This window comes from Pseudomonas trutticola BRTCR10, from assembly GCF_056155105.1.
The window spans coordinates 4,023,305-4,045,962 of record NZ_CM149552.1 but is presented as its reverse complement, the minus strand read 5'-3'; the positions used below and the strand labels follow the sequence as shown (position 1 = coordinate 4,045,962).

The 22,658-nt window shown below is 58.9% G+C and carries 20 protein-coding genes; 11 read left to right on the top strand and 9 right to left on the bottom strand.

What is annotated here, in order from left to right:
- Positions 1–101 precede the first annotated feature (101 nt).
- The 7 genes from ACVVH8_RS18290 to hcnC all read left to right on the top strand — a co-directional run bounded on the left by ACVVH8_RS18290 (position 102) and on the right by hcnC (position 7,106).
- Positions 102–437, top strand: a complete 336-nt coding sequence (locus ACVVH8_RS18290; RefSeq protein WP_475225419.1) for a YdcA family protein — start codon at positions 102–104, stop codon at positions 435–437.
- Positions 438–628: 191 nt separating this feature from the next.
- Entirely contained in the window at positions 629–1,570 is a 942-nt protein-coding gene (locus ACVVH8_RS18285) for a hypothetical protein (protein WP_475225417.1), read from the top strand.
- A gap of 295 nt (positions 1,571–1,865) precedes the next feature.
- Positions 1,866–3,215: a hypothetical protein gene (locus tag ACVVH8_RS18280; RefSeq protein WP_475225415.1), complete on the top strand. Its 1,350-nt coding sequence runs from the start codon at positions 1,866–1,868 to the stop codon at positions 3,213–3,215.
- Positions 3,216–3,352: 137 nt separating this feature from the next.
- Positions 3,353–3,892: a hypothetical protein gene (locus ACVVH8_RS18275; RefSeq protein ID WP_475225413.1), complete on the top strand. Its 540-nt coding sequence runs from the start codon at positions 3,353–3,355 to the stop codon at positions 3,890–3,892.
- Between the two features lie 241 nt (positions 3,893–4,133).
- The gene (locus ACVVH8_RS18270; protein ID WP_103307239.1) at positions 4,134–4,448 is read left to right on the top strand and encodes a (2Fe-2S)-binding protein; all 315 of its coding nucleotides are present in this window, start codon (positions 4,134–4,136) and stop codon (positions 4,446–4,448) included.
- Positions 4,445–5,854 carry a cyanide-forming glycine dehydrogenase subunit HcnB gene (hcnB, locus tag ACVVH8_RS18265; protein WP_401298716.1) on the top strand — a complete coding sequence of 470 codons (1,410 nt, stop codon included), beginning with the start codon at positions 4,445–4,447 and terminating at the stop codon, positions 5,852–5,854. Before ACVVH8_RS18270 ends, hcnB begins: the two co-directional genes overlap by 4 nt.
- On the top strand, positions 5,847–7,106 hold the full coding sequence (hcnC, locus tag ACVVH8_RS18260) for a cyanide-forming glycine dehydrogenase subunit HcnC (RefSeq protein ID WP_475225411.1): 1,260 nt from the start codon (positions 5,847–5,849) through the stop codon (positions 7,104–7,106). The genes hcnB and hcnC overlap by 8 nt, the downstream gene beginning before the upstream one ends.
- A 442-nt stretch (positions 7,107–7,548) precedes the next feature.
- Here the strand turns inward: hcnC and ACVVH8_RS18255 are convergent, their stop codons facing one another.
- The 3 genes from ACVVH8_RS18255 to ACVVH8_RS18245 all read right to left on the bottom strand — a co-directional run bounded on the left by ACVVH8_RS18255 (position 7,549) and on the right by ACVVH8_RS18245 (position 14,366).
- The gene (locus ACVVH8_RS18255; protein ID WP_475225409.1) at positions 7,549–7,908 is read right to left on the bottom strand and encodes a DUF6124 family protein; all 360 of its coding nucleotides are present in this window, start codon (positions 7,906–7,908) and stop codon (positions 7,549–7,551) included.
- 792 nt (positions 7,909–8,700) lie between these two features.
- Positions 8,701–12,378: a hypothetical protein gene (locus ACVVH8_RS18250; protein ID WP_475225407.1), complete on the bottom strand. Its 3,678-nt coding sequence runs from the start codon at positions 12,376–12,378 to the stop codon at positions 8,701–8,703.
- 179 nt (positions 12,379–12,557) lie between these two features.
- On the bottom strand, positions 12,558–14,366 hold the full coding sequence (locus ACVVH8_RS18245) for a monovalent cation:proton antiporter-2 (CPA2) family protein (RefSeq protein WP_103305854.1): 1,809 nt from the start codon (positions 14,364–14,366) through the stop codon (positions 12,558–12,560).
- A gap of 244 nt (positions 14,367–14,610) precedes the next feature.
- On the opposite strand from ACVVH8_RS18245, the gene ACVVH8_RS18240 reads away from it, so the two are divergent.
- Both ACVVH8_RS18240 and ACVVH8_RS18235 read left to right on the top strand, forming a co-directional pair.
- Positions 14,611–15,654 (top strand): hypothetical protein, encoded by a 1,044-nt coding sequence (locus ACVVH8_RS18240; RefSeq protein WP_475225405.1) that lies wholly within the window; start codon positions 14,611–14,613, stop codon positions 15,652–15,654.
- 124 nt (positions 15,655–15,778) lie between these two features.
- Positions 15,779–16,693 carry a LysR family transcriptional regulator gene (locus tag ACVVH8_RS18235; RefSeq protein ID WP_475225403.1) on the top strand — a complete coding sequence of 305 codons (915 nt, stop codon included), beginning with the start codon at positions 15,779–15,781 and terminating at the stop codon, positions 16,691–16,693.
- On the opposite strand, the gene ACVVH8_RS18230 is transcribed toward ACVVH8_RS18235, so the two are convergent.
- Together ACVVH8_RS18230 and tcuC are read right to left on the bottom strand one after the other, a co-directional pair.
- On the bottom strand, positions 16,683–17,453 hold the full coding sequence (locus ACVVH8_RS18230) for a substrate-binding domain-containing protein (protein WP_475225401.1): 771 nt from the start codon (positions 17,451–17,453) through the stop codon (positions 16,683–16,685). The two genes, ACVVH8_RS18235 and ACVVH8_RS18230, sit on opposite strands and share 11 nt — an antisense overlap.
- Positions 17,454–17,465: 12 nt before the next feature.
- Positions 17,466–18,758: an MFS transporter gene (gene tcuC / locus ACVVH8_RS18225; RefSeq protein WP_212809354.1), complete on the bottom strand. Its 1,293-nt coding sequence runs from the start codon at positions 18,756–18,758 to the stop codon at positions 17,466–17,468.
- A gap of 540 nt (positions 18,759–19,298) precedes the next feature.
- Between tcuC and ACVVH8_RS18220 the strand changes: the two genes are divergently transcribed.
- The gene (locus tag ACVVH8_RS18220; protein WP_475225399.1) at positions 19,299–19,607 is read left to right on the top strand and encodes an RcnB family protein; all 309 of its coding nucleotides are present in this window, start codon (positions 19,299–19,301) and stop codon (positions 19,605–19,607) included.
- Between the two features lie 9 nt (positions 19,608–19,616).
- Here the strand turns inward: ACVVH8_RS18220 and ACVVH8_RS18215 are convergent, their stop codons facing one another.
- Complete coding sequence (locus ACVVH8_RS18215) at positions 19,617–20,696, bottom strand: diguanylate cyclase domain-containing protein (protein WP_475225396.1); 1,080 nt, start codon at positions 20,694–20,696, stop codon at positions 19,617–19,619.
- Positions 20,697–20,859: 163 nt separating this feature from the next.
- Between ACVVH8_RS18215 and ACVVH8_RS18210 the strand changes: the two genes are divergently transcribed.
- Complete coding sequence (locus ACVVH8_RS18210; protein WP_103305861.1) at positions 20,860–21,198, top strand: FKBP-type peptidyl-prolyl cis-trans isomerase; 339 nt, start codon at positions 20,860–20,862, stop codon at positions 21,196–21,198.
- A gap of 87 nt (positions 21,199–21,285) precedes the next feature.
- On the opposite strand, the gene ACVVH8_RS18205 is transcribed toward ACVVH8_RS18210, so the two are convergent.
- From ACVVH8_RS18205 to ACVVH8_RS18195, 3 genes are all read right to left on the bottom strand, one after another.
- Positions 21,286–21,588 carry a helix-turn-helix domain-containing protein gene (locus ACVVH8_RS18205; RefSeq protein ID WP_475225393.1) on the bottom strand — a complete coding sequence of 101 codons (303 nt, stop codon included), beginning with the start codon at positions 21,586–21,588 and terminating at the stop codon, positions 21,286–21,288.
- Positions 21,589–21,754: 166 nt separating this feature from the next.
- Positions 21,755–22,024 (bottom strand): hypothetical protein, encoded by a 270-nt coding sequence (locus tag ACVVH8_RS18200; protein ID WP_103305863.1) that lies wholly within the window; start codon positions 22,022–22,024, stop codon positions 21,755–21,757.
- A 2-nt stretch (positions 22,025–22,026) separates the two neighbouring features.
- Complete coding sequence (locus ACVVH8_RS18195; RefSeq protein ID WP_475225390.1) at positions 22,027–22,407, bottom strand: DUF6124 family protein; 381 nt, start codon at positions 22,405–22,407, stop codon at positions 22,027–22,029.
- Positions 22,408–22,658: the final 251 nt, after the last annotated feature.

Here is a 22,658-nt window from a genome sequence, read left to right as displayed (position 1 = left end):
TAAATTAACTTTCATGTTGTAGCTGGCATTCACCTGACCTGGAAATAAATTTGTCGAAACATTGATATCATCTGGCCATAACTTCAAGCAGGAGTGGTTCCGTGCGTATCTTGATTCGCCGTGGCTGGATGCCGATCACCGCTTTATTACTGGCTCTGCTGAGCGTTTCGACCTTTGCCGCCAATACGCCCTGTTCCGGAAAAAAGCGCGGTATTGCTCGCTGCGACGGCGATCTGTTCCTGTGCAATGACGGGTCCATCAGCGGGTCGAAGAAAAGCTGCGCAGCCATGTTCGGCAACGAGCGTCAGGTTCGCCCGCAAAACCTTCTTCAAAGCAACGATGGCTGTGCCTGTGGCACGGGCTCGTTTTGCACTGGCCCACGGGGTGGCGTCTATTGCCTGACACCCAGCGGTAACAAGAGCTACAGGCGTAAGTGATCGGCTTTGTGCCAATGCATAAAACCCGCTGCAAAACGCCTCTTGTTGCAATTTGCAATGTCCTAAGAAGTTCATCTTTTCTAATTGATTGAAAAATAACGATTTATTAAATGTTGGCGACTGGCACGGTCACTGCAATTCATCTTGCGACGAGTTGTAACACCATTTTTCATGCCTGGAGCACTACAACAATGAATAGATCCTCTGATGGGTTTTATCCTGCCTACGTAGGAGAGTCGAGCAACGTCTCAGGCGTGTCCTGGGGCGCGATCTTCGCCGGTGCGGCGGCCGCCGCTGCCTTGTCGATGATTCTGGTGCTGCTTGGCTTCGGTCTGGGTTTCTCTGCCGTTTCGCCATGGGCCGGGGAGGGCATCAGCGCCAAGGGCCTGGGCATTTCGACGATTGTCTGGCTGGCGGCGACGCAAATCATCGCTTCCGGGCTGGGTGGCTACATTGCCGGTCGCCTGCGAGTGAAGTGGGCGAACATGCACGGTGATGAAGTGTATTTCCGTGATACCGCCCATGGCTTCCTTGCCTGGTGCGTGGCCACACTGGTCACCGCGATTCTGGTGGTCGGTTCGGTCAGCAGCGTCATCAGCGGTGGCGTTCAGGCTGGTGCCAGTGTTGCCGGCGGTGCAGCCAGTGCTGTGACACAAGCAGCCGGTACCGCAGCGGCCAACACCGACAGCAACCAGTACGGTTACTACATCGACAACCTGTTCCGTGATGATCGTCCAGCGTCCGTCAGCGATGACGCGGCCCATGGCGCAGTGGCGCGGATCTTTGCTCAGAGCCTGGCCAACGGTCAGCTCAGCGCTGAAGACCGCACCTACCTCGCTCAGCTCGTCGCGCAACGGACCAACCTGAGCCAGGCCGATGCCGAACGCCGTGTCGATGAGATTTACGCCCGCACTCAGAAAGCCATCGCCGACGCCAAGCTGAAAGCCCAGCAAGCGGCCGATACCGCTGCGAAAATCGCTGCCTGGACCTCGCTGTGGATGTTCATCGCGCTTCTGGCCGGTGCGTTCTTTGCCAGCCTCGCCGCTACTTTCGGCGGTCGTCGTCGCGATGCGGTCGAGTACGTCGAAGTCGAAACCTATACCGCTACCACCACACTGCCTCCAGTCCGTTAAATAGGGAGAATCACCATGCGCTCATTACTGCTGTTTTTCCTCGGCGTACCGATCCCGATCATCATCCTGATCGCCCTGTTCGTGCACTGATTGCTCTATTGGGGCCTCTTGCCTCGGCCGCTTCCACCTTCGGGTGGAAGCGGCTTTTTCATGTATGGCTCGGCGGGTCATCAATTTGGCTTCAACGGGTAGTCGAACTAGTATTTCTGACAGGTGTTGTTGCGTGAGGGTACTGCTGCAATCGAGGCATGAATGAACACGACGTTTATTCAGATTCTGCTTCGAGGAACTGGACATGAATACGCGGTTGAGACCTGAAAGCGCAGGAACGCTTGATCCTGCTTTTGCTGATGCGGGGGTTTTAACGTTTCCATTGAACGGATTGCCTGATCTTGAGGCGGTAGCCGTTTTGGCACTGCCGGACAAAAAGACTCTGGTTGGGTTTTACCCGTTTGAATTGTATGGCCCGGCCACCGTTGCCCGATTCCACGAGGACGGAACGCTGGACACTCAATTCGGCGGGGGAAAGGGGTTTATAGAAATCGCTCTGGAAAACGCAATCATGGCGCATGTTATCGGGCTCAGCCTCCTGGAGGATGGCGCATGGCTGTTGCGGGGCACCTATGAGCGAGAAGACGTTGGTGTAGAGGGTATTGCGCTTGTACGCTGTCTTTCTGACGGGCAGCAAGATCAGTCTTTCGCTGAAAAAGGTGTTCGTTACCTACGTTTCGATCAAATGGATAAGCCTGATTCAGGTACATCCACTCATCTGAAATCACGCTCGCAGCATTGGAAGAAAGCCTTTTCTTCGCAGGCGAATGCGGCATCAAGCGTTTCCATGGCCCAGCAGTCCGACGGCAAAATTGTCGTGGTCTTCTATCTCTATAACTATGAGACCGAGAAGTGGCGTGGCATTGTTCTGCGACTCAACGCTGACGGGTCCAGCGACAAGACATTCAATGACCACGGATTTGCCCTGATCGAGTTCGGCAACAGTTCCAATTTTGCCTTGGGTGTCGCCATTCAGTCAGACGGAAAGATTCTCGTCTGTGGCCGATATAACGACGACCAACCGGGACTTCAAGGTGGATATCTGACGCGTTTCGATGCGTTCGGGCGTATCGATAGCACATTCAATGGCGGTGAGGTTTTCAAACTGAAAACCCGCTGGGAGGAACTCAACGCTGTATCGGTCAGGGAAAGCGATGGCCTGATCGTCGCCGCCGGTGCCGCATCCCCCATGGGCGTCGTGCAAGGGGCGCTGGTAGTGCTCAATGCCAATGGCCACTTCAATCTGGTTTTTAACGGCGGGAAACCGTTGTATTCGCCATTGCTGGAGTCGGGTACTCATTGGAAAAACTGCGTGGCGCACACAGATGGATCAATTGTCGTCGGGGGACATGGTAGCGGTGGACTTATCAACGGTGGTGACAGCTGCGTAGTTGCTCGCTATCGGGCTGACGGATCTCTGGATCCAGCATTTAATGGAACAGGGTTTGCCGTTTTCGCCGATAAAGCAAAGACGAGCTATTACAAGAGCATGAGCGTGATGGAGGATGGACGAATCATTGCGTGTGGTTTTCACGAACTCGATCCTTGGTTGGGACCTTTGATTGGGGGCTGGGTCATACGCTATCTGGTTTGACGCAGTACGATGCCGGGTGTGTGCTCTGGCCGCTTTCGCTCTGGTGGAAGCGGCTTTTTGATTTTTGCCGGAGCAGCGGCGAGAATCGCCAGCGAAAGTGGATGGGCCGCTTTCGCTGGTAGTTAAGGATGAGCACGTTGGACAAGAAGGACATCAAGCGGCGACTGGTAGAAATGCTCGACGCTGGCCGCTCGAAGAGCGAAACCTTCAAGGTGCTGTCGGGGGGCAAGGTCAAGGATCGCGTGCTGGCGGCCTGGATCGGTAGTCGTCTGGATCCGGCCCTGAGAAAACGCCATTCGCTCAAAGTCACTGTCCTGGTGGTGCTGACGGCTATTCTCGCGCTGCTCGGGATGCTCGCCGGGCTGGTGCAAATCAACGAGGGCGGCGTCGCAATGGCGGTGGCCATCGTGCTGATTGCCGGTGCCATTCCGCTGTTTTTTGCATGGGGCTTCTACAAAGGGATCGCGTTGGTTTACACGATCTACATAACTTTCACGATGAGTCAGGTTCCGCGCCTGTTTGTCGGCTACAGCGAAGAACCCGTGTCGACGGTGGTCGGCGTGGCCTTCACGCTGGCCATGATGTTCTACGCCGCGTGGGTCAAATCGCTGCTGTTCCCGGACCTCGCCCTTATTGGGCCCAAAAAGATCAAGGGCCAGTTTGTCTTTTCCAACTGATCGTTGAACAATCCGACCGTTTCACTGGCCTGGATCAATATTTCCGTTGGCAATCTCGCCTAACGTAAATGATCCAAGCCTTTGCCGGGACATGAACTACATTGTCCTCGCGCGCATCTTGTAGCGCTGACGGAGTACCCCGCGAGCCCGCCCGATCGAAGAATTAAACGGGCCGCAAGGTGTAGTGCAGCAAGGAGCTGACGCGACACTCCCCTGAACCTTTTCACGGATGAACACCGCAATGCACTGCCTAGAAAGAACCTTCGATATCCAGCCGTTGGCGCAGGCGGATATGACTGTCCATATCAACGGTCAACCGGTCACCGCCGCCATTGGCGAAACCGTCCTCAGCGTGATTCAGTCCCTCGGCGTGCGCCAGATCGCCCGCAACGATCATGACCAGATCAGCGGCGCCTACTGCGGCATGGGCGTGTGCCAGTGCTGCCTGGTGAAAATCAACGGCCGGCACAAACGCCGCGCCTGCCAGACCGTGGTGCGCGACGGCATGCACATCGAAACCCAGGTCAACCGCATCGCCGGGCAGGAGGTCGTATGAGCCTGCAACCGGTAATCGTCGGCGGTGGCCCGGCGGGCATGGCGGCGGCCATCGAACTGGCCCGCCACGGCGTGCGCTGCACGTTGTTGGAAGAGGCTTCGCGCCTGGGCGGTGTGGTCTATCGCGGCCCGCTGCGTGACGGCGTGCAACTGGATTATCTCGGGCCGCGTTATTCCGAAGCGCTGGGCAAACTGCACGGCGAATTCCAGGAGCAATCCGGCCTGATCGACGTGCACCTCAATCATCGCGTGGTCGGCGCCGAAGGCACCCGTGCCCTGGTGGTGCTGGACGGCGACGAGCAACTGCACGAGTACGAATATTCGCAACTGCTGTTGTCCGCCGGGTGTCACGAACGCAGCGTACCCTTTCCCGGCTGGACGTTGCCCGGGGTGATTCTGCTCGGCGGTCTGCAATTGCAAATCAAGAGTGGCGTGGTCAAGCCGCAAGGGCCGGTGATCATCGCCGGCACCGGCCCGTTGCTGCCGCTGGTGGCGACGCAACTGCATGCATCCGGCGTCAAGGTTGCGGGCGTGTATGAAGCCTGTGCGTTCGGCAAGATTGCCCGCGAAAGCCTGGCGCTGCTGAACAAGCCGCAATTGTTCCTCGATGGCTTGAGCATGCTCGCCTACCTGAAACTGCACGGCATCCCGATGAACTACGGCTGGGGCGTGGTCGAGGCGCATGGCGAGGGTGAACTGAAAAGCGTCAGCGTCGCACCGTATTCCGACACCTGGGAGCCGGACATGACCCGCGTCGAGCGTTTTGAAGCGCAGACATTGGCCGTCGGTTACGGCTTTATTCCGCGCACCCAGCTCAGTCAGCAAATGGGCCTCGATCACGGCTTCAGCGACGACGGCTATCTGCGCGCCAACGCGAACATCTGGCAGCAAAGCAACGAACCTCACGTGCATCTGGCCGGTGACATGGGCGGGATACGCGGCGGTGAAGCAGCGATGCTGGCCGGCAAGATCGCCGCGACCTCGATCCTGCTGCAACGCGGTGTGCTGGAAGAAGACCTGGCCCGCGTTCGCCGCGACCGCTATCTGGGCAAACTGAAAGCCATCGTGCGTTTCCGCGCAGCCGTGGACCGCTACACCGAACGCGGCGTCGGCCAGACCGCATTGCCGGCCGCCGACACGGTAATCTGCCGCTGCGAACACGCGACCCGCGCCGACATTGACCGGGCGCTGGAGCAGGGCGTGCAAGACATCGCCAGCCTGAAAATGCGCACCCGCGTAAGCATGGGCGATTGTCAGGGGCGGATGTGCGTCGGCTATTGCAGCGACCGTCTGCGTCAGGCCACCGGACGCAAGGACGTCGGTTGGCTGCGCCCGCGTTTCCCGATTGATCCGATCCCTTTTTCCGCGTTCCAGTCCATCGGCACGGAGGCCGCTTCCCATGAGTAAGTTCTACGACGTGGTCATCGCCGGCGGCGGCGTGATCGGGGCGTCCTGCGCCTATCAATTGTCCAAACGCAAAAACCTCAAGGTCGCGCTGATCGACGCCAAGCGCCCGGGCAACGCCACCCGCGCATCGGCCGGCGGTTTGTGGGCGATCGGCGAGTCGGTCGGCCTCGGCTGCGGGGTGATTTTCTTCCGCATGATGTCCGCCAACCGCAAGCGCGAAACCCAGGGCGCGGCGGTGGCGGTAGACGCCAGCACACCGCACATCCTGCCGGAGTCATTCTTCGATTTCGCCTTGCAGTCCAACGCGCTGTACCCAGAGCTGCACCGGGAGTTGCATGACAACCACGGCATGGATTTCAAGTTCGAAAAGACCGGGCTGAAATTCGTGATTTATGACGACGAGGATCGGCTCTACGCCGAGCACATCGTCGGCTGCATCCCGCACCTCGCCGATCAGGTGCGCTGGCTCGATCAGGCCGCGTTGCGCGAATCCGAACCGAGCGTCAGCCATGAAGCCCGAGGGGCGCTGGAGTTTCTCTGCGACCATCAGGTCAGCCCGTTCCGCCTCGCCGACGCCTACATGGAAGGCGCGCGGCAGAATGGCGTGGATATCTTCGTCAACACCAACGTCACCGGCGTGTTGCATCACGGCACACGGGTGACCGGCGTACAGACGGCCGAGGAGGGCGTGTTCCACTGCAAGACACTGATCAACGCCGGCGGTGCCTGGGCCGCAGACTTGAGCGAGTGGGCGACCGGCATCCGCATTCCGGTGAAACCGGTCAAAGGCCAGATCCTGCTGACCGAGCGCATGCCGAAAATCCTCAACGGCTGTCTGACCACCAGTGACTGCTACGTGGCGCAAAAGGACAACGGCGAGATCCTGATCGGCAGCACCACCGAAGACAAAGGCTTCGACGTCACCACCACCTACCCGGAAATCGCCGGGCTGGTGCAGGGCGCGGTGCGCTGCTTGCCGGAGCTCAAAGACGTCAACCTCAAACGCACCTGGGCCGGCCTGCGCCCGGGCTCGCCGGATGAATTGCCGATTCTGGGGCCGATGCGTGGCGTGGAGGGCTATTTGAATGCCTGCGGGCACTTCCGCACCGGCATTCTGACCTCGGCGATTACCGGTGTGCTGCTGGACAAACTGGTCAATGACGAACCGCTGCCGCTGGATATCACGCCATTCCTCGCAGACCGCTTCGAGAAGGCCCCGGTCAAGCTAGCACCCGAGCTAGAACCAGCCTGACCAACCCCCTGTGCCCCCCCTGTAGCTGCCGAAGGCTGCGATCTTTTGATCCTGATCTCCAAAATCAAAAGATCGCAGCCTCCGGCAGTTCCTACACAGTCATCGTGGTGAGCAGATCTGGCAAACCGCCGCACCGACCTGACAATCTGCACAGCAGCCCAAAAAACCACGACTTCGATCCTTCAGAAACACCGCGTGCCTGTGGTGAGGGAGCTTGCTCCCGCTGGGCTGTGAAGCGGACCCTAAACATGCGACCTCGATCTTTCAGAATTACCGCGTACCTGTGGTGAGGGGATTTATCCCCGATGGGCTGCGCAGCAGGCCCAAAATCTGAGAATTCAAACCCACAGGAATACCGCGTACTCAGGATTTACGACTGCTGCGCAGTCGAGCGGGACGGTGCGACGATTCGACAAGCTCCCTCGCCACAGGGGGCCTGTCGTCAGTCCGGCACCTGCAAATTATCCAACACCCGATTCACCGCCAACTCCCCGAGCATGATCAGCTGCGCAATCCCCAACAACGTCCGGCGCTGCGACGCTGGCAAGAGGTGGGCGAAGTCACTGGCAATGGTTCTTGCAGAAGCGAGGGTCTCAAAGGCATCAGCCAGCATCTCCTCGTTTTTGAAGTCGGCGGTAACGGCGTACATCCTGCGGGTTCTGCGGGGCGGTGGTGTGGACCCGGGCGGGCAGAGGTAGTGATCGAGCGCGCGGTCGGCGGCTTCGTTGAGCTTTTTCGAATCGAGGGATTCGTAGGGGGAGGTGGGATCGGTTTCGGGTGGGTTGGGCGTTGGTTTGATCATGGTGAAACTCCTTGATTGTCGGAGCCGCCACATTTCGCTGCGAAACGAAGAGAGGTGGCAGCTGTACGCAGGTTCGCAGACCGGGAATCAAGGAACCCGGCATACCCGAAGGTATCCCGCGCACAGCCACCATGAAGCACCGTTGCAATAAATCTTGAGAGCAACGATTGGGAGCGCTGTGCGCCTTGATTGATCCGGGCTGCGAAACCCGATCGCTGATTCGTCAGCGACCGGACCACAATAGAACCCGACCCCAAAGCGCACAAGCCGGCGGATTCTGGCGTAGCTGTAGGCAATTACGCAAGGTCGTGTAGCCTGATTACGTGACTTGGCGTTTCATTTAAACGTGACTGTTTAAAAGCAAAATCGCAGCTTTAAGCAGCGCCTACACCGATCCATGGAGCTGCCGAAGGCTGCCATCTTTTGATTTTTCTCTCCTTCAGACCCGCGCCTGGACCTACTAACCCAACACACCCATCACGGAGGAGCATCGCCGCCGCGTCGGCCATTTACTGCACATCGACGCGCTTGGCTGAGGTGATATCGAAACTGCCGAGACTCCCATCATCTGCCATCCCGATGAAACCTCTTTCGAGCTTATTGAAAGGGGCTTCGCATTCCTGTGAAGTGTTACCGACTGCAATAGCCTCTTAAGTTGTTTCTTTCAGCGAAAATACTCCGGACTTAGAAGTAGACCTCAGCAAATTTCCAAGGTGGGACAATGCTTGGGGTAGATTAAAGTTTTTCGTATTAACGCTCCATTTAGGACGCTAAAATGTGGAGTAATTCCTGTTAAGTGTTGAGCCAGTATACACCATTTGCAACTTTCCTAGTGTCATCGGAAGTGACGCTGAAATTATATTGCCATGAGATTTGATGCGCATGGCTCGGTGAGTTTGATAACACGGGGCCCCACCAGGAGAAGACAGGAAAGTCGCCTTGCATATAAAATTTTGTGTTGAGTACTTTTAGGTGGGCATCCTGCTCGCTATTCTGAACTAATTTCCCTCCCAATCTGTTCACCTCACTTAAATATTCGGCATAGCTTACTTGTGAAAGGAATCGATATGTGATGACGTTAGTTGAAGTAACGGGGATGTTCCTGATTTGCCCCACGCCGTCTTCAACAGTTACCATTGCTTCCCCGTTTCCTGTGCTTCTGATATTGCCCTTATTATCAACAGAGGCAACGGATGGTGCGGAAGATTTGTAGGTGTAAGGGAGAACACCTCCTTTAGCGCCGCGATTTGCTGCTGTGCCAGCGGGGTCCCTGCCGCTTGAGAAGAATCCTGCCACTATATTAAACCCATTAAGGATGAGTGGTGACGTATCCACGATGAGTGCGGGCGGTGCTTTAACGGTGTAATTCCGCAACTGAAAACTCACTGCCTTGTTTTCATCGGTGTTGCCATCAAAGGTCACCTTGAACTCGATCCGCAGCCGGGAACCATTAGCCTGTTCTCGCAGGACAGCTACTGGTGTATTCGGGTACATGCCACTTGATTCCACTCCCGCAGGCACAGCGTCACCTTCAAAGGTCGTGCTGATTGCCGTTGGATTGTCATCCACAAAATAACGTAACCAGAGCTTCTGCCCCTGTTTGATGAACGGCCAGGCGGCGATGCGTGTCTTGGCGTCGGCCGGCAGTTTGGTGACGTCCAGCTCATTACTGGTATTGCCATCGACGATCGGACTGGGTAGCTGTGCATCCCCATCTGCAATTGGCAGCACCGGCAGCGTCAAAACATCCGAAGACACCGGCGTACCACCACGCGTCACGGTATAACTCACCGTCACCGATTTGCCCAAGTTGAAGGCCACCACCGTATTGGGAATCTCAATTTCTTTCTGGCCAACGGTGCCCACGGGAAACGCCGTCGAGGTGTGCGACCCACCCGGCAAGGTGTTGGCGGCGCCAGTCCAGGTCACGGTGAGCTGGTCGTTGCTGTCCATGCCGGTGTATTGCGGCACCACCACGGTCAAGCGCTCCTTTGCAGCGATCGGGTTCAGATTGCTGCTGCCGGCAGCTTCCTTGATGGAAGGTTTGATCGGTGTGGCCATGCCGACGGTCAGCGTCCTGGCGGCGGAACTCTCCCCAGGTACGTACAGCGCCTTGGCGGTAAAACTGTGCAACGTGGCGCTCAGTTCTTTCACCTCAAGTTCCCACATCCCACCATTGGCGCGCACCTCCGCTATACCTTTGGACGTCACACCGTCAAAGATCTCGACTTTCAGACGCGGTGTGCCGCCACCGGTCAATTTGACGGTGGTATCGGGCGTGTTGCCTTTATCGGGAATCTCCACGCCCTTGGAGTCTTTCACCGAGGTGATGCTTGGCTTGATGGCATTCGAAAGGGTGAGGACTCTGCCGAGCGATACCTGCCCCGTACCGTACAGCGCCTTGGCAGTGAGCGTGCGAGTACCAATGCCGGTCAGCGTGGTTTCGCAGGTCCAGATGCCAGCGTCATTGGCGGTGTATTTACCTTTTGAAGCCCCATTGTCGAACACTTCGACTTCCTGAAGCGGTGCTGCGGTGCCGGTCAGTTTGATCTTCGGATCGACTGTGCCACCGTTATGCGGAATGTCTTCACCCTTGGAATCCTTCACCGTGCTGATCACCGGTTTCAAATCCTCGACAGCACGCCCGACCCTGAAATCCTGCGGATTGGAATAACTCGTCCCCCCCGCCGCACGCTTGATGAAATACGACGCCGATACGGTGCCGCCTTCGTTGTCCTTGATCACCTTGGCGTCGATGGTGAACGCAACCGGTTTGCCGGCGGTGAACGAGCTCAGGATGAGCGAGTCGATGGTCTTGCCGGTTTTTGAACCGAACCATTCGTAAACCACTTCGTCATCCTTGACGGTATTCAGGTACACCACGGTGAGGGTGGTGCCTTGGGTGTCGGCGGGCAGCACGCCGTCGACTACGCCGGCCACTTTCGGCTCCGGCAGTTCCAGGCGCGGTTCGCCGATTTGCAGGATGTCGGCGTGGATCGATTCGCGGATGGCGTGGGTGGCGTTGACCCGGTTCATCGTGCCCAGAACAGCGTCTTCGATGAGCAACTGGTAATACAGCTCAAGCTTGCCGCCGTTGATCGGAGCCAGGTGCGTGCCGGGGACGATGATTCGCAGCGGCAGCTTTTTGTCGATATCGCCGCTGGTGATCGTGCGCAGCGGCAGGTCGGGCAGGTACGGAGTCAGTTCGGGGCGGGTGCCGAGCCAGAACAGCTTGATTGACTGGCCGGCGGCGAAGGAGTTGTCGAACGGGATGTCGATCAGCACCTGCGGCAGCGTCGGGTCGAGTGCGCCCGACACCACGCCATGCGCCACGGGGGCCAGGAGCCGTTGCACCTCGCCGATGGCACTGATGAACTGGGTCTTGGCGCGCAGGTCGGCAGAATTGTCGGCCTTTTCCAGATGATAGGACAGGGCGATCTGCGACTTGGCCAGCTGGCGCAGCACGGCGTTGGGGATTTTTGTTTCATGGGTGGTCGGCACGCTGATCAGCGCCGTGCCCCTGATCTGCACATCAATGGGCGCGCCTTCGACCGGGGTGCCTTTGATCCGCAGGACCGGCGTGTCGCCGACCTTGAACGAAGCACCGGCCACCCAGACTTGCGCGGTGCCATCGGCGTCGCCCAGTTTGTCGACGTCGAGCACGTTGTTCTGCGCTTCTTTGAGCAACGGTGCTACCAGTCGGGTGGCGTCGATTGCCACCACCACCCGTTGCTCGGCGCTCCAGCTCCTGGAGCGGTTGTCGACCACGTCATAGACCTCGAAGGCCACGGCCAGCCCCGCGTCGTCCGAGTCATCGGCTTCACGGATGGTGGCCTCACCGACATGCACAATAACCGGTGTCTTACCGTCCGCCTGATCCTGGGTCAGCGGGTTGCTGAGCACGAAGACGCCGCCCCAGCTCACGTGAACCACGTCGCCAGCGGCGGCATTTTGATAAGGGGCCGCGCCAGCGGCGCCGATGGTGATCGGCACGCCGTCGGCGACATTGTCCTGATCGATACCGCCGTCGATGATCTCTTTGGGCAGGGTCATGAGCAGCTTCGGCTCATCACCGCCGGGGCGGGTGAGTTTGACCCGCACGGTCATCACTTCCGATGGTTCTGGCGTCTGGTTCAGGCGGGTCACGCTGTAGGAAACCGGGAACGTACCGTCGGTAATGCGGGCCGAGGGCACAAACATCTGCAACTGTGTGTTGACTTCGTTTTTGTCGATGGTTTCCTGCAGCACCTGTTGCCCGCTGCCCCAAAAAATCACCAACTTGTCGCCAACACCCATCGGGCTCCACGGCCCGGCCCGGCATAACAGGCCCTGCCGGGGGAAATTGTCCCGAGCCGCCGCAAGGTTGATGCCCCAGACTTTGGGTGAATCGGACACTGGCCCGGTGCGACCGGGGATGTCGAGTTCATTGAAAATCAGGGTGCTGTTTTCGGGCAGATCGTTGGCGGACATGGGCGCGAACTCCGGTCGGGAAGGTGACGGAGTGATTGAACGCGGGATTTAGGAAAAGCGCACCTGTCAGATCTGACAGGTGCGGGCGGGTTTTCGACGAACGGTCATTACCAAAAAGCGAAGGTTAAAAGATCGCAGCCTTCACAGCAGCTCTTACATGGAGCTGGCCCGGGAAGGGCTCAGATTTTGCGCGATTCCTCTTCCAGTTGATCCGATTCAAACAACCGCGCCAGCTCCGCCCGGGCTTCCTGGGCGGTTTGCAGGACTTTGGCGGCGTCGTCGTACACCGCGTGTTGCGCCTCCAGCACTTGTTCGTCGTGGTGCTTGAAGCGCTTGATCCGCGCATCGGCCTGCGCCTGGGTCAAGCCGAGACCGACCAGCGTGCGTCGGCTCATTTCCAGGCTCGAATAATAGGTTTCCCTAATCGCCTCCGCGCCGACATCGACCAAGCGGTGGACGTGTTGACGGTTGCGCGCCCGGGCGATGATTTTCATGTGCGGGTAGAGCTTGCGCACCACCTCGGCGGTTTTGATGTTGGTCTCCGGGTCATCCGTGGCAATCACGAAATATTCCGCTTCGCCGACCTTGGCCGCATTGAGGATTTCCGGGCGCATCGGGTCGCCATAGAACACCGGCACCCCGCCGAAGCTGCGCGACAGTTCGATGGTCTCCACCGAGGTGTCCAGCGCGACGAACCTGATGTTCTGTGCGCGCAGAATCCGCGCGACGATCTGGCCCATCCGGCCCATGCCGGCGATGACCACACGCGGGGTTTCGGTGTCGATCTCGCGGAATTTCTCGGGCACTTCCACGGGCTGCACCTTGGGGCTGACCAGCCGCGCGCAAATCAACAGCAACAACGGCGTCAGCGCCATCGACAGGGTGATGGTCAGCACCAGCAAGTCGTACAGGCGCGGTTCGAACAGACCCTGATCGCGACCGATCTTGAACACCACAAAAGCAAACTCACCGCCCGCTGCGAGGACGATGCCGAGGCGAATTGCGCTGATTCTGTTCAAGCCGCCGGCCAGGCGTCCCACCACAAACAACAGCGGCAGTTTCAGACCGATCAACAGCAGCGTCAGCCCCAACACGGTGATCGGTGCACTGAGCAGCAGACTCAGATTGGCGCCCATGCCGACACTGATGAAAAACAACCCCAGCAGCAGGCCCTTGAACGGCTCGATCTGCGCTTCCAGTTCATGGCGGTATTCCGAGTCCGCCAGCAGCAGCCCGGCAAGAAACGCCCCGAGCGCCATCGACACACCGACCAGATCCATCAACCACGCCGTGCCGATCACCACCAGCAACGCCGTGGCCGTGGACACTTCCGGCAGGCCGGTTTTCGCCACCACGCGGAACACCGGGCGCAACAGATAACGCCCGCCGACCACCACCACGGCGATCCCGCCGAGTACCTGCAAACCGTGATTCAGACTCTCGGCATTGCTGGTGGTGTGATCACCGCCGGCAAGCATCGGCACCAACGCAATCAAGGGGATCGCGGCGATGTCCTGAAACAGCAGAATGGCGAACGCCAGGCGCCCGTGGGGGCTGGTCAGTTCCTTGCGTTCGGCAAGGCTTTGCAGGCCAAACGCGGTGGACGACAGCGCCAGACCCAACCCCAATACGATCGCACTGTTCAGCGGCTGGCCGAACACCGACAACGCCAGCACGCCAATTACCGAAGCCGTCAATAACACCTGAGCCAGACCGACGCCAAACACCGATTTGCGCATCACCCACAAGCGTCGCGGCGACAGCTCAAGGCCGATGATAAACAGCAGCAACACCACGCCCAGTTCGGAAATATGCGCGACGCTTTGCGGATTGCCGATCAGGCCCAGCACCGACGGGCCGATGATCACCCCGGCAAACAGATAACCCAGCACCGCGCCCAATTGCAGACGTTTGGCCAAAGGCACGGTGAGCACCGCGGCGAACAGAAATACGACAGCGGCTTGCAACAGATTGCCTTCATGGGGCATGGATTGACTCCTGACAGCGGTACGGCGGGGGCGACAAGGATAAGGGCTGAATCGATTCAAGATCCACAGAAGATCCCGCCGCAGAACGGGTTGTACTGATCACGCGGCGCACGTCCGATGGTATCGTGCGGGCCCCGACGCAAGGTGCAGCCGAAGCGTCAGGTTCATCTCGATACTTCGTGACGTTACAAGGAGCTTCTCCGGAATGGATTTTAGAACCCTGCTGTGTGCCGGGCTTGTATGTATGACCGCAATTGACGCCAACGCCGAATCCTCGACACTGCCCGGGCATTACTACCTGTCCGGCGTCATGGAAATGGGCGCCGAATTGCTGTTGCAGGCAGACGGCACGTTCAAGGCCGGCGTTGAATATGGTTCCGCCAGCGGCATGGCCAGCGGCAAGTGGTACGTCGAGGACGACGTCGTGACGCTGGAAAGCCAGGCCAGTACGCAACCCGCCGAGGCGCTGGCCTTTGAAGATCCCGGGGAAATCAGCCTGGCGCAGCTGGAAGAGAATGCCACGCACTATCCGGATGAGCGCGCTGGCGTATGGCGCGATCACTATCTTTTAGAGATGCGCCATGCCCGTTTGCGTGAGGCGCCAAAGGTCCAACCGGGGTTTGTCTACGTTCAGTTCGACCATGGCGTCAGCGGTCCTTTGCCGTTGGAACCCGGCATCCCGGCCAGACTCTGGCTGCCTTACGATCCACAGAAAACCATCCGCAAAATCGGCTTCAGTGCCCTGAAAGACACCGCGCCCAAACAATGGCTGGAGGTCTCGCCCGACACGCGTCTGTTCAGCTTCAACTGGAAAAAACCCAAGCTTCAATCCATTGTGGTCGACACGCCGCAGGAAGATAAATTGGCCGATGCGCAACGATTTTTACCCGAGGATGAGCAAGGCCGTATCCAGAATCACTACCTGATCGAGCTGTTCCATTACGATCCGATCCCCGCGCCGCCGATAAAACCGGTCGACGTGTATTGGCAGTTTGCCGATGGATCGACTCAGCAGCAAAGCTGGACCGACTCGAGTCAGGCGCGGTTGACGCTGCCTTATACCGGCGCCAGTCCCTTGCAGAAGCTTGGCCTGCGCACGCATGGATCGGCTGAGGAAATTCAGTGGTTCGACGTCGCCCCTGACACGCGTTTACTGAAGGTGCAGTGGCAGGCCGAGCACGGTCCCGGAGAGTTGGCGGCGATGTTCGAGGATCTGCAATTGCAGGTCGAGCCAAACTGTCTGGCGGTGAGTGGCTGGAGTGACAGAGCCTGTTTCCGGCGTCGCTGATGGCCTGACGCGGCATGACCCAAACCCGCCCTTGTGGCGGGTTTTTACTGCGCGGCGAGGCTGTAACAAGTTGCATCAATTGGTTACATTTATAACCTCTGCGAATCAATCTCCGAGTCCGCCCATGGCCATCAACTTCGACCTCAACGACCTGCAAGCCTTTCGCGCAGTGGTCGAGCAGGGCAGTTTCCGCAAGGCCGCCGACACGGTGCGCCTGTCGCAACCGGCGCTGAGCCGACGCATCGAAAAGCTCGAAGACGCCCTCGGCGTGAAACTGTTCGAGCGCACCACGCGCAAAGTCAGCCTGACCCAGGCCGGACGTGCTTTCATGCCCAGCGTCGAACGACTGCTCGATGACCTCGACGTGGCGCTGCTCGGCATCAGCGAAGTCGCCTCGACCCGCTTGGGCCACGTCACCGTCGCTTGCGTGCCGTCCGCCGCGTACTACTTCATGCCCCGCGTCGTTGCGCGTTATCACCAGCAATTTCCACGAATCAAAGTCAAAGTGCTCGACTCCAGCGCGCACGACGTCTTGAGTGCGGTGGTCAATGGCGAAGCCGATTTCGGCTTGAGTTTCATGGGCACTCAGGAAGCCAAAGTCGAATTCGAGCCGCTGGTGCAGGAAAGCTACGTGGTCGCCTGTCGCCGTGATCATCCGCTGGCCGGGCGCAGCAGCGTGACGTGGGACGAGTTTTATCAGCAGGATTACATCTCGCTGGACAAGACTTCCGGCAACCGTTTTCTGCTCGATCAGGCCTTGAGCAGCGTGGTGCCGCAGCGTCCGAGTATCTGCGAAACCCGCCACGTCACAACGATGATCGGTCTGGTGGAGGCGGGGTTGGGTGTGGCAGCGGTGCCGTTGATGGCAATGCCGGGGCCGGATCATCCGATCCTGACGCGGGTGCCGTTGATCGATCCGCAGGTGATGCGCAGTGTCGGCATCATCAAGCGCCGGGATCGCACGTTGACCCCGGCGGCATTGGAACTGGAGCGGCTGGTGGTGGCCATGAAAGTCCAGCCGCCGACTCTTAGCGCTTGACCGAATCCAGCCCGGTGGCTTGCACGTCCGTCTGGGCGGCAGGCGCCGCGAGGTAAGCGAGCAGCGCCTTGGCTTCTTGTGGATGTTGCGCACCCACCGGAATCCCGGCCGCGAACCGCGTCACCGACTGCACCGACTCCGGAATCTTCGCGACAAAACTCACCCCCGGCACCGGCAGCAACTCGCTGACTTGCTGAAAGCCCAACTGATAGTCGCCCGTGGCGACCACCGAGCCGACCGGGATTTTCGGGATCATTTTGGCCTTCGGTTTCAGCTGATCTTCGATCCCCAGTTTCTTGAACAACTGCTGCTCGATGTACACGCCGCTGGCGCTGTCGGAGTAAGCCACCGACTGTGCGTTGAGCAGAGTTTTCTTCAGGCCGTCGACGCTGCTGATGTCCGGTTTCGGCGCGCCTTCACGCACCACCAGACCGATCCGCGAATCTGCCAGTTCAACCCGCGAGGCCGGGTCGACCTTGCCCTGTTTGATCAAGTCATCGAGGGCGTAGCCGACCATGATCACCACGTCGGCGTGTTCACCGCGCGCGAGACGATTGGGGATCGCTTCGGGGGCTTTGCCCATCGACGGGCCGAGGCTGGTAGTCAGTGTGTTGCCGGTGCTGGCGGCGAATTTGGGTCCGAGAATCTTGTAGGCGGCAGTGAAGCCCCCGGAGGTCATCACGCTCAATTCTTCGGCCTGGGCCGCGAGGTTGAACGCCAGACCGGCGAGCAGGGCGGTGACAGTAAACAGTTTTTTCATGGCGAGTTTTCCTCAGGCCGCGACAGGTTGCAGACGACCACCGGCACGGCGGTACAGATAAAGAGTGGCGCACAAGGCACACAGCGCACCGACACTCATCCAGTAACCCGGCGCGGCTTTGTCGCCGGTGTACTGGATCAGGAAGGTCGACATTGCCGGCGTGAAACCGCCGAAAATTGCGGTGGCCAGGCTGTAGGCGAGGGAGAAACCGGCGACCCGGACTTCCACCGGCATGATTTCGGTGAGCGCCGGAATCATCGCGCCGTTGTACAAGCCGTAGATAAATGACAGCCACAACAGCGACAGCAGCATGTGGCTGAAGCTCGGCGCCTGCACCAGGTACGATAGCGCCGGATAGGTCGTGGCCAACGCCAGCAGCGACATGGCGATCAGTACCGGACGACGCCCGACACGGTCGGACAGCATGCCGCCAATCGGCAGCCAGAAGAAGTTCGACACACCGACCAACAGCGTCACCAGCAACGCGTCAGAAGTGCTCAGGTGCAGCACGGTTTTGCCGAAGGTCGGCGCGTACACGGTGATCAGGTAGAACGCGGTCGTGGTCAGGGCGACCATCAACATCCCGCCGAGCACCACCACCCAGTTCTGGCCAAGGGTGCGGAACACTTCCTTCATGCTCGGGCGATGTTTGCGTGCGGCAAACTCTTCGGTTTCCGCCAGATTGCGCCGCAGGAAAAAGATGAACGGCACGATCATGCAACCGACGAAAAACGGAATCCGCCAGCCCCAGTCGGCTATCACATCCGGCGCCATCCACGCATTCAGGGCATAGCCCAGCGCCGCTGCAACGATGATTGCCACTTGCTGACTGGCCGACTGCCAGGCGGTGAAGAAACCTTTGCGGCCCGGCGTGGCGATCTCCGAGAGATACACCGACACCCCACCCAATTCCGCGCCGGCGGAGAAGCCTTGCAGCAAGCGCCCGATCAGCACCAGCGCCGGGGCCAACAGACCGATGGACTCGTAACCGGGCACCAGCACAATCAATATCGTGCCGCTGGCCATGATCGACAGGGTGACGATCAGCCCTTTGCGCCGGCCGACGTCGTCGATGTACGCACCGAGCACGATGGCCCCGAGTGGACGCATCAAAAAGCCTGCGCCGAACACGGCAAAGGTCATCATCAGGGAGGCGAATTCACTGCTCGCCGGAAAGAACACCGCCGCGATTTGCGTGGCGTAAAAGCCGAACAGAAAGAAGTCGAACTGTTCGAGGAAGTTGCCCGAGGTCACCCGGAAAATGGCGCCGGCCCGCGAGCCGCCGTGTGGGATTGAGGCTGTCATAGAAAAGTACTCCACCGCTTTTATGACGTGCGCTACGGGAGGGCGGCGCACGGTTTTTATTGAGGCGGATGGTGGCGCAGATGTAACAATCTGTTAATTGCATTGTTGGTATGGATTGATGTGCAAAGTGAATCAATCCAGCGCGGCAGCACTAAACCGGTGGGAGGGAGCCTGCTCGCGAAAGCGGTGAGTCTGGCAATGAAGATGTCGACTGAGCTGGCCCCATCGCTGGCAAGCCAGCTCCCACAGGTTTCTTTGGTGTACACAACCTTTGTAAACGAGCTGATCCACTGTGGGAGCTCGCTTGCCAGCGATAGCGGCCTTACAGGCAACTACAATCCCCCAGCCAGCCTGCTCCCACAATTTGCGCAGTGTCCTCACTGCTCTTGCAAACACCAAAAAACCTGTGGGAGCTGGCTTGCCAGCGATGGCGGCCTCACCGGCAACTACAATCCCTGGCCAGCCCAAGCAAAAAACAAGGAATGATTCCCGTACCCGGCAGTCCGAGTTCAGGTATCACACACCACAGGAGGTTCACCGATGAACAGCAAAACCCTAATCGCCAGCCTGGCCCTCGTCGCCGGCATTGCCGGGATCAGCCCACTTGTTCAAGCGGCGCAAACCTCAAGCGAACCCGCCGTTCAATCCCCGGTCAGCGACCGTCAATTGAAGGTCAACGACCGCGCTCCGGATGTTTATCAGCGCAGCGACAAAGCGTTGAAAAACTGGAAGCAGAAAGGCTTGAAAGCACCAATCGAACAGGCGCAGTGGGTGCAGATCAACGACAAGTACGTAATGGTGATGATCACCAACGGGACGATTGTCGAGATGCAACCGGTCGAGCGTTAAGCCTGCGTTTCAAAAGCCTTGCGTCTGCACGCGCGCAGGGCTTTCCCCGCCCAATCGATACTGATTATTACCACTGCGCTTGGCCTCATACATCGCCAGATCGGCAATGTGCAGCAGGCGATCCATGGCTGCCGCGTGATCCGGAAATACCGCCACCCCAAGGCTGCTACCCATGTGCCGCTGGTCGTTGCCGATGCTGATCGGGGGCGACAGTTCGATGAAGATTTTCTGGCAGATGCTGCGGGCTTCGTCCTGTAGGTCGAGGCCCGGTGCCAGGCCTTGCAGGATTACCACGAACTCGTCACCGCCAATGCGCGCAACGGTGTCGGTGACGCGCAGGATACGTTTCAGCCGCGTGGCCGTGGTGATCAACACCCGGTCGCCGGCGGCATGGCCGTAGTGGTCGTTGATGGTTTTGAAGCCGTTGAGGTCGATAAATACCAGGGCTACGCGCGTGTCAGTCTGCCGCGCGTGATCCAGTGCTTCTGACAGTTTTTGTTCCAGCACCAGACGATTGGGCAGACCGGTCAGCGGATCGAAATGGGCGAGGTGTTGCAGGTAGCTGGCCGAGGCTTTTTCTTCGGTGATGTCGCGCACCACGCCCATCATCTTGATCACCGCGTCGTGGTCATTGCGCACCACGTTGCCGGTTTCCCGCAGCCAGCGAATCGTGCCGTCGGGCCAGACCACGCGGTATTCCTCATCGTGATTTTCACCGGTTTCCAGGCAACGCAGTTCACCGGCGCGCACCCTGACGCGATCGTCCGGGTGTACGCAGGAACAGAACAGCGCATAGGACGGTGTGATTTCGCCGATCCTGAAGCCGAACATGCCGTAGATCGCGTCTGACCAGTACAGCCGGTCCGTGTCTACTTCCCAATCCCAGGTGCCGATGCGCGCAAAATACTGGCTGCGCTTGAAACGCTCGACGTCGCCGTCCTGATGAATGTTCTGACCCTCTGCGGCCCGGGTCAGCAGTTCACGGTATTCGGCAAGCTGCTTGCGCAAACCGCGCTGACGCCAGCTCAGCAAGGCAATAACAGCCAGCATGACTCCAGCGATGGCGAGGCTGATCCAGAGCTGAATCATTGAGGAGCTGCCAGCATGGCGAGTCGATCCGAGAAGTAATGGCGGTTGGCTATCTTAATTGTTCCGCACTCGCTTCGGATACCACGTTGATCTGCGCTTACGGGTTGCCATCGACTGGCAATTCTGGGAAAACGGCGGCGAGCCGAACAATAGAGTGAATGTCATGAATGATGAACTGCAGGTAATCGATCTTCAGGTGGGCGAGGGCAAAGCCGCCGTCAAAGGCGCGCTGATCACCACCCACTACACCGGTTGGCTGGAAGACGGCAGCGAGTTCGATTCTTCCCACAGTCGCGGCAAACCGTTTCAGTGCGTGATTGGCACGGGGCGGGTGATCAAGGGTTGGGATCAGGGCTTGATGGGCATGCAAGTCGGCGGCAAACGCAAACTGCTGGTGCCGGCGCACCTGGGTTACGGCGAGAGAACGATGGGCAAGATCCCGCCGAATTCGAATCTGGTGTTTGAGATTGAGTTGTTGGAAGTGCTGACGCGGGATGATTGAGGTGGGTGGCGATCGCTTTGGGCGTGAGAGGGGCGATGCCCCTCATCATTTGTCTGGACAGTGGATTGGTGGCGGGTCAGCTTTCTTTCAAGCCCATTTCCACGGTTGACCCAGCGGGAAGCAGATGTCTACCTCCAGTTTTGCTGCGGCTGACAGATTGACCAACGCATCCAAAGAGAACTTGTCGATTTTTCCATTGAGCACATCGTTGAGTCGCGGCTGGGTGATCCCCAAGCGTTTGGCTGCTTCTTGCTGAGGAAGCTCCCAAGCTCGGATGGTCTTGCAAAGCGTGCGCATCAGCTTGGCCCGCAGACGCATATTGGCGGCGTCCTGCGGCGTGTCTTCGAGTGCATCCCAGACACTTGAGTAGCGCGGGTGATGTTCCTTCATGACTTGGGCCTTCCTGGGGTTTGGCTTTCAGATATTTGTCGGCAGAAAGAAAGCTTTCGCGAGCAGGCTCACTCCTACAGGTGATTGCGGTGGCTCATGGGATTTGAGTGCACTGCAGATCCCGTGTGGGAGCGAGCCTGCTCGCGAAGAGCTGTCACTCGGTCAATCAGGCTGCATGCGCCATCTCGGCCAAGGTGTCGGCCACCGTCCTTTGCAGTGAAGGGAATCGGCGGCTGACTCGGCGCAGCGCCGGCAGGACGGCGTCGATTTCCAGTTCATCGAGTTGGGCGAGGACGGTGACGGCGGAGGCGACGATGGTTTCTCGTTCGCTTTCGAAGAGCACCAGGCAGGTGTTCTGTGCCCAGCGTCTGTCCCGTTCATTGAAGCCCATGGCCACCAATGCCGCGACGACTTGTGCATCTGTTTTGTGGGTCATGGTCATTGCCTCAGGTCGGGGTCGAGTTTGTCGAGGGCGCGGTTGACCGCGAGTTCGCCGAGCATGACCACTTGTTGAATACCGAGCACGGTGTTGCGGTAGGGCGAGTCGAGCAGGGCGGCGAAGTCGCTGAGCATGATGCTGGCCGAGGCCATCGATTCGCAGGCGTGGGCCATGAGGTCTTCGGTGCCGGTGTTCGGGTCAACGAGGAACATCGTGCTGGGTTTGCGCGGTGGCGAAGGCGGTGTGGGTTTCAGATAGTGATCGAGGGCGCGTTCGGCGGCTTCGTGGAGTTTTCTGGAGCCCGGCGTGGAATAGGGGGACGTAGGATTTGGATCGATTTCTGCGCCTGTTTCGGGCGGATTTGGCGTGATTTTGAACATGGTGTGGTTTTCCAAAGTGATGCTGACACCACCTCGCGACTAAACGATAAGGTGGCAGCTATACGCAGGTTAGTCGACCGGAAATCCACACCAAAACCGGCGCACCCGAAGGCGCCCTGCGCACAGCTACCATTGAGTGAAGTATCGAAATACCTACTGTCTGGAGCGTTGTGCGGTTTAAGTAGATTACCGAGCGACTAAACCCGATCACTGAACATTCAGTGACGCGAACCAAGTTACCGGCACCCCTC

Coding starts and splice junctions, on each gene's coding strand:
- ACVVH8_RS18200 (WP_103305863.1), bottom strand. CDS start 22,024: ATGACCCACAAAACAGATGCACAAGTCGTCGCGGCATTGGTGGCCATG.
- hcnB (WP_401298716.1), top strand. CDS start 4,445: ATGAGCCTGCAACCGGTAATCGTCGGCGGTGGCCCGGCGGGCATGGCG.
- ACVVH8_RS18210 (WP_103305861.1), top strand. CDS start 20,860: ATGAATGATGAACTGCAGGTAATCGATCTTCAGGTGGGCGAGGGCAAA.
- ACVVH8_RS18245 (WP_103305854.1), bottom strand. CDS start 14,366: ATGCCCCATGAAGGCAATCTGTTGCAAGCCGCTGTCGTATTTCTGTTC.
- ACVVH8_RS18250 (WP_475225407.1), bottom strand. CDS start 12,378: ATGTCCGCCAACGATCTGCCCGAAAACAGCACCCTGATTTTCAATGAA.
- ACVVH8_RS18205 (WP_475225393.1), bottom strand. CDS start 21,588: ATGAAGGAACATCACCCGCGCTACTCAAGTGTCTGGGATGCACTCGAA.
- tcuC (WP_212809354.1), bottom strand. CDS start 18,758: ATGACAGCCTCAATCCCACACGGCGGCTCGCGGGCCGGCGCCATTTTC.
- ACVVH8_RS18280 (WP_475225415.1), top strand. CDS start 1,866: ATGAATACGCGGTTGAGACCTGAAAGCGCAGGAACGCTTGATCCTGCT.
- ACVVH8_RS18220 (WP_475225399.1), top strand. CDS start 19,299: ATGAACAGCAAAACCCTAATCGCCAGCCTGGCCCTCGTCGCCGGCATT.
- ACVVH8_RS18255 (WP_475225409.1), bottom strand. CDS start 7,908: ATGATCAAACCAACGCCCAACCCACCCGAAACCGATCCCACCTCCCCC.
- ACVVH8_RS18270 (WP_103307239.1), top strand. CDS start 4,134: ATGCACTGCCTAGAAAGAACCTTCGATATCCAGCCGTTGGCGCAGGCG.
- hcnC (WP_475225411.1), top strand. CDS start 5,847: ATGAGTAAGTTCTACGACGTGGTCATCGCCGGCGGCGGCGTGATCGGG.
- ACVVH8_RS18195 (WP_475225390.1), bottom strand. CDS start 22,407: ATGTTCAAAATCACGCCAAATCCGCCCGAAACAGGCGCAGAAATCGAT.
- ACVVH8_RS18240 (WP_475225405.1), top strand. CDS start 14,611: ATGACCGCAATTGACGCCAACGCCGAATCCTCGACACTGCCCGGGCAT.
- ACVVH8_RS18235 (WP_475225403.1), top strand. CDS start 15,779: ATGGCCATCAACTTCGACCTCAACGACCTGCAAGCCTTTCGCGCAGTG.
- ACVVH8_RS18285 (WP_475225417.1), top strand. CDS start 629: ATGAATAGATCCTCTGATGGGTTTTATCCTGCCTACGTAGGAGAGTCG.
- ACVVH8_RS18215 (WP_475225396.1), bottom strand. CDS start 20,696: ATGATTCAGCTCTGGATCAGCCTCGCCATCGCTGGAGTCATGCTGGCT.
- ACVVH8_RS18230 (WP_475225401.1), bottom strand. CDS start 17,453: ATGAAAAAACTGTTTACTGTCACCGCCCTGCTCGCCGGTCTGGCGTTC.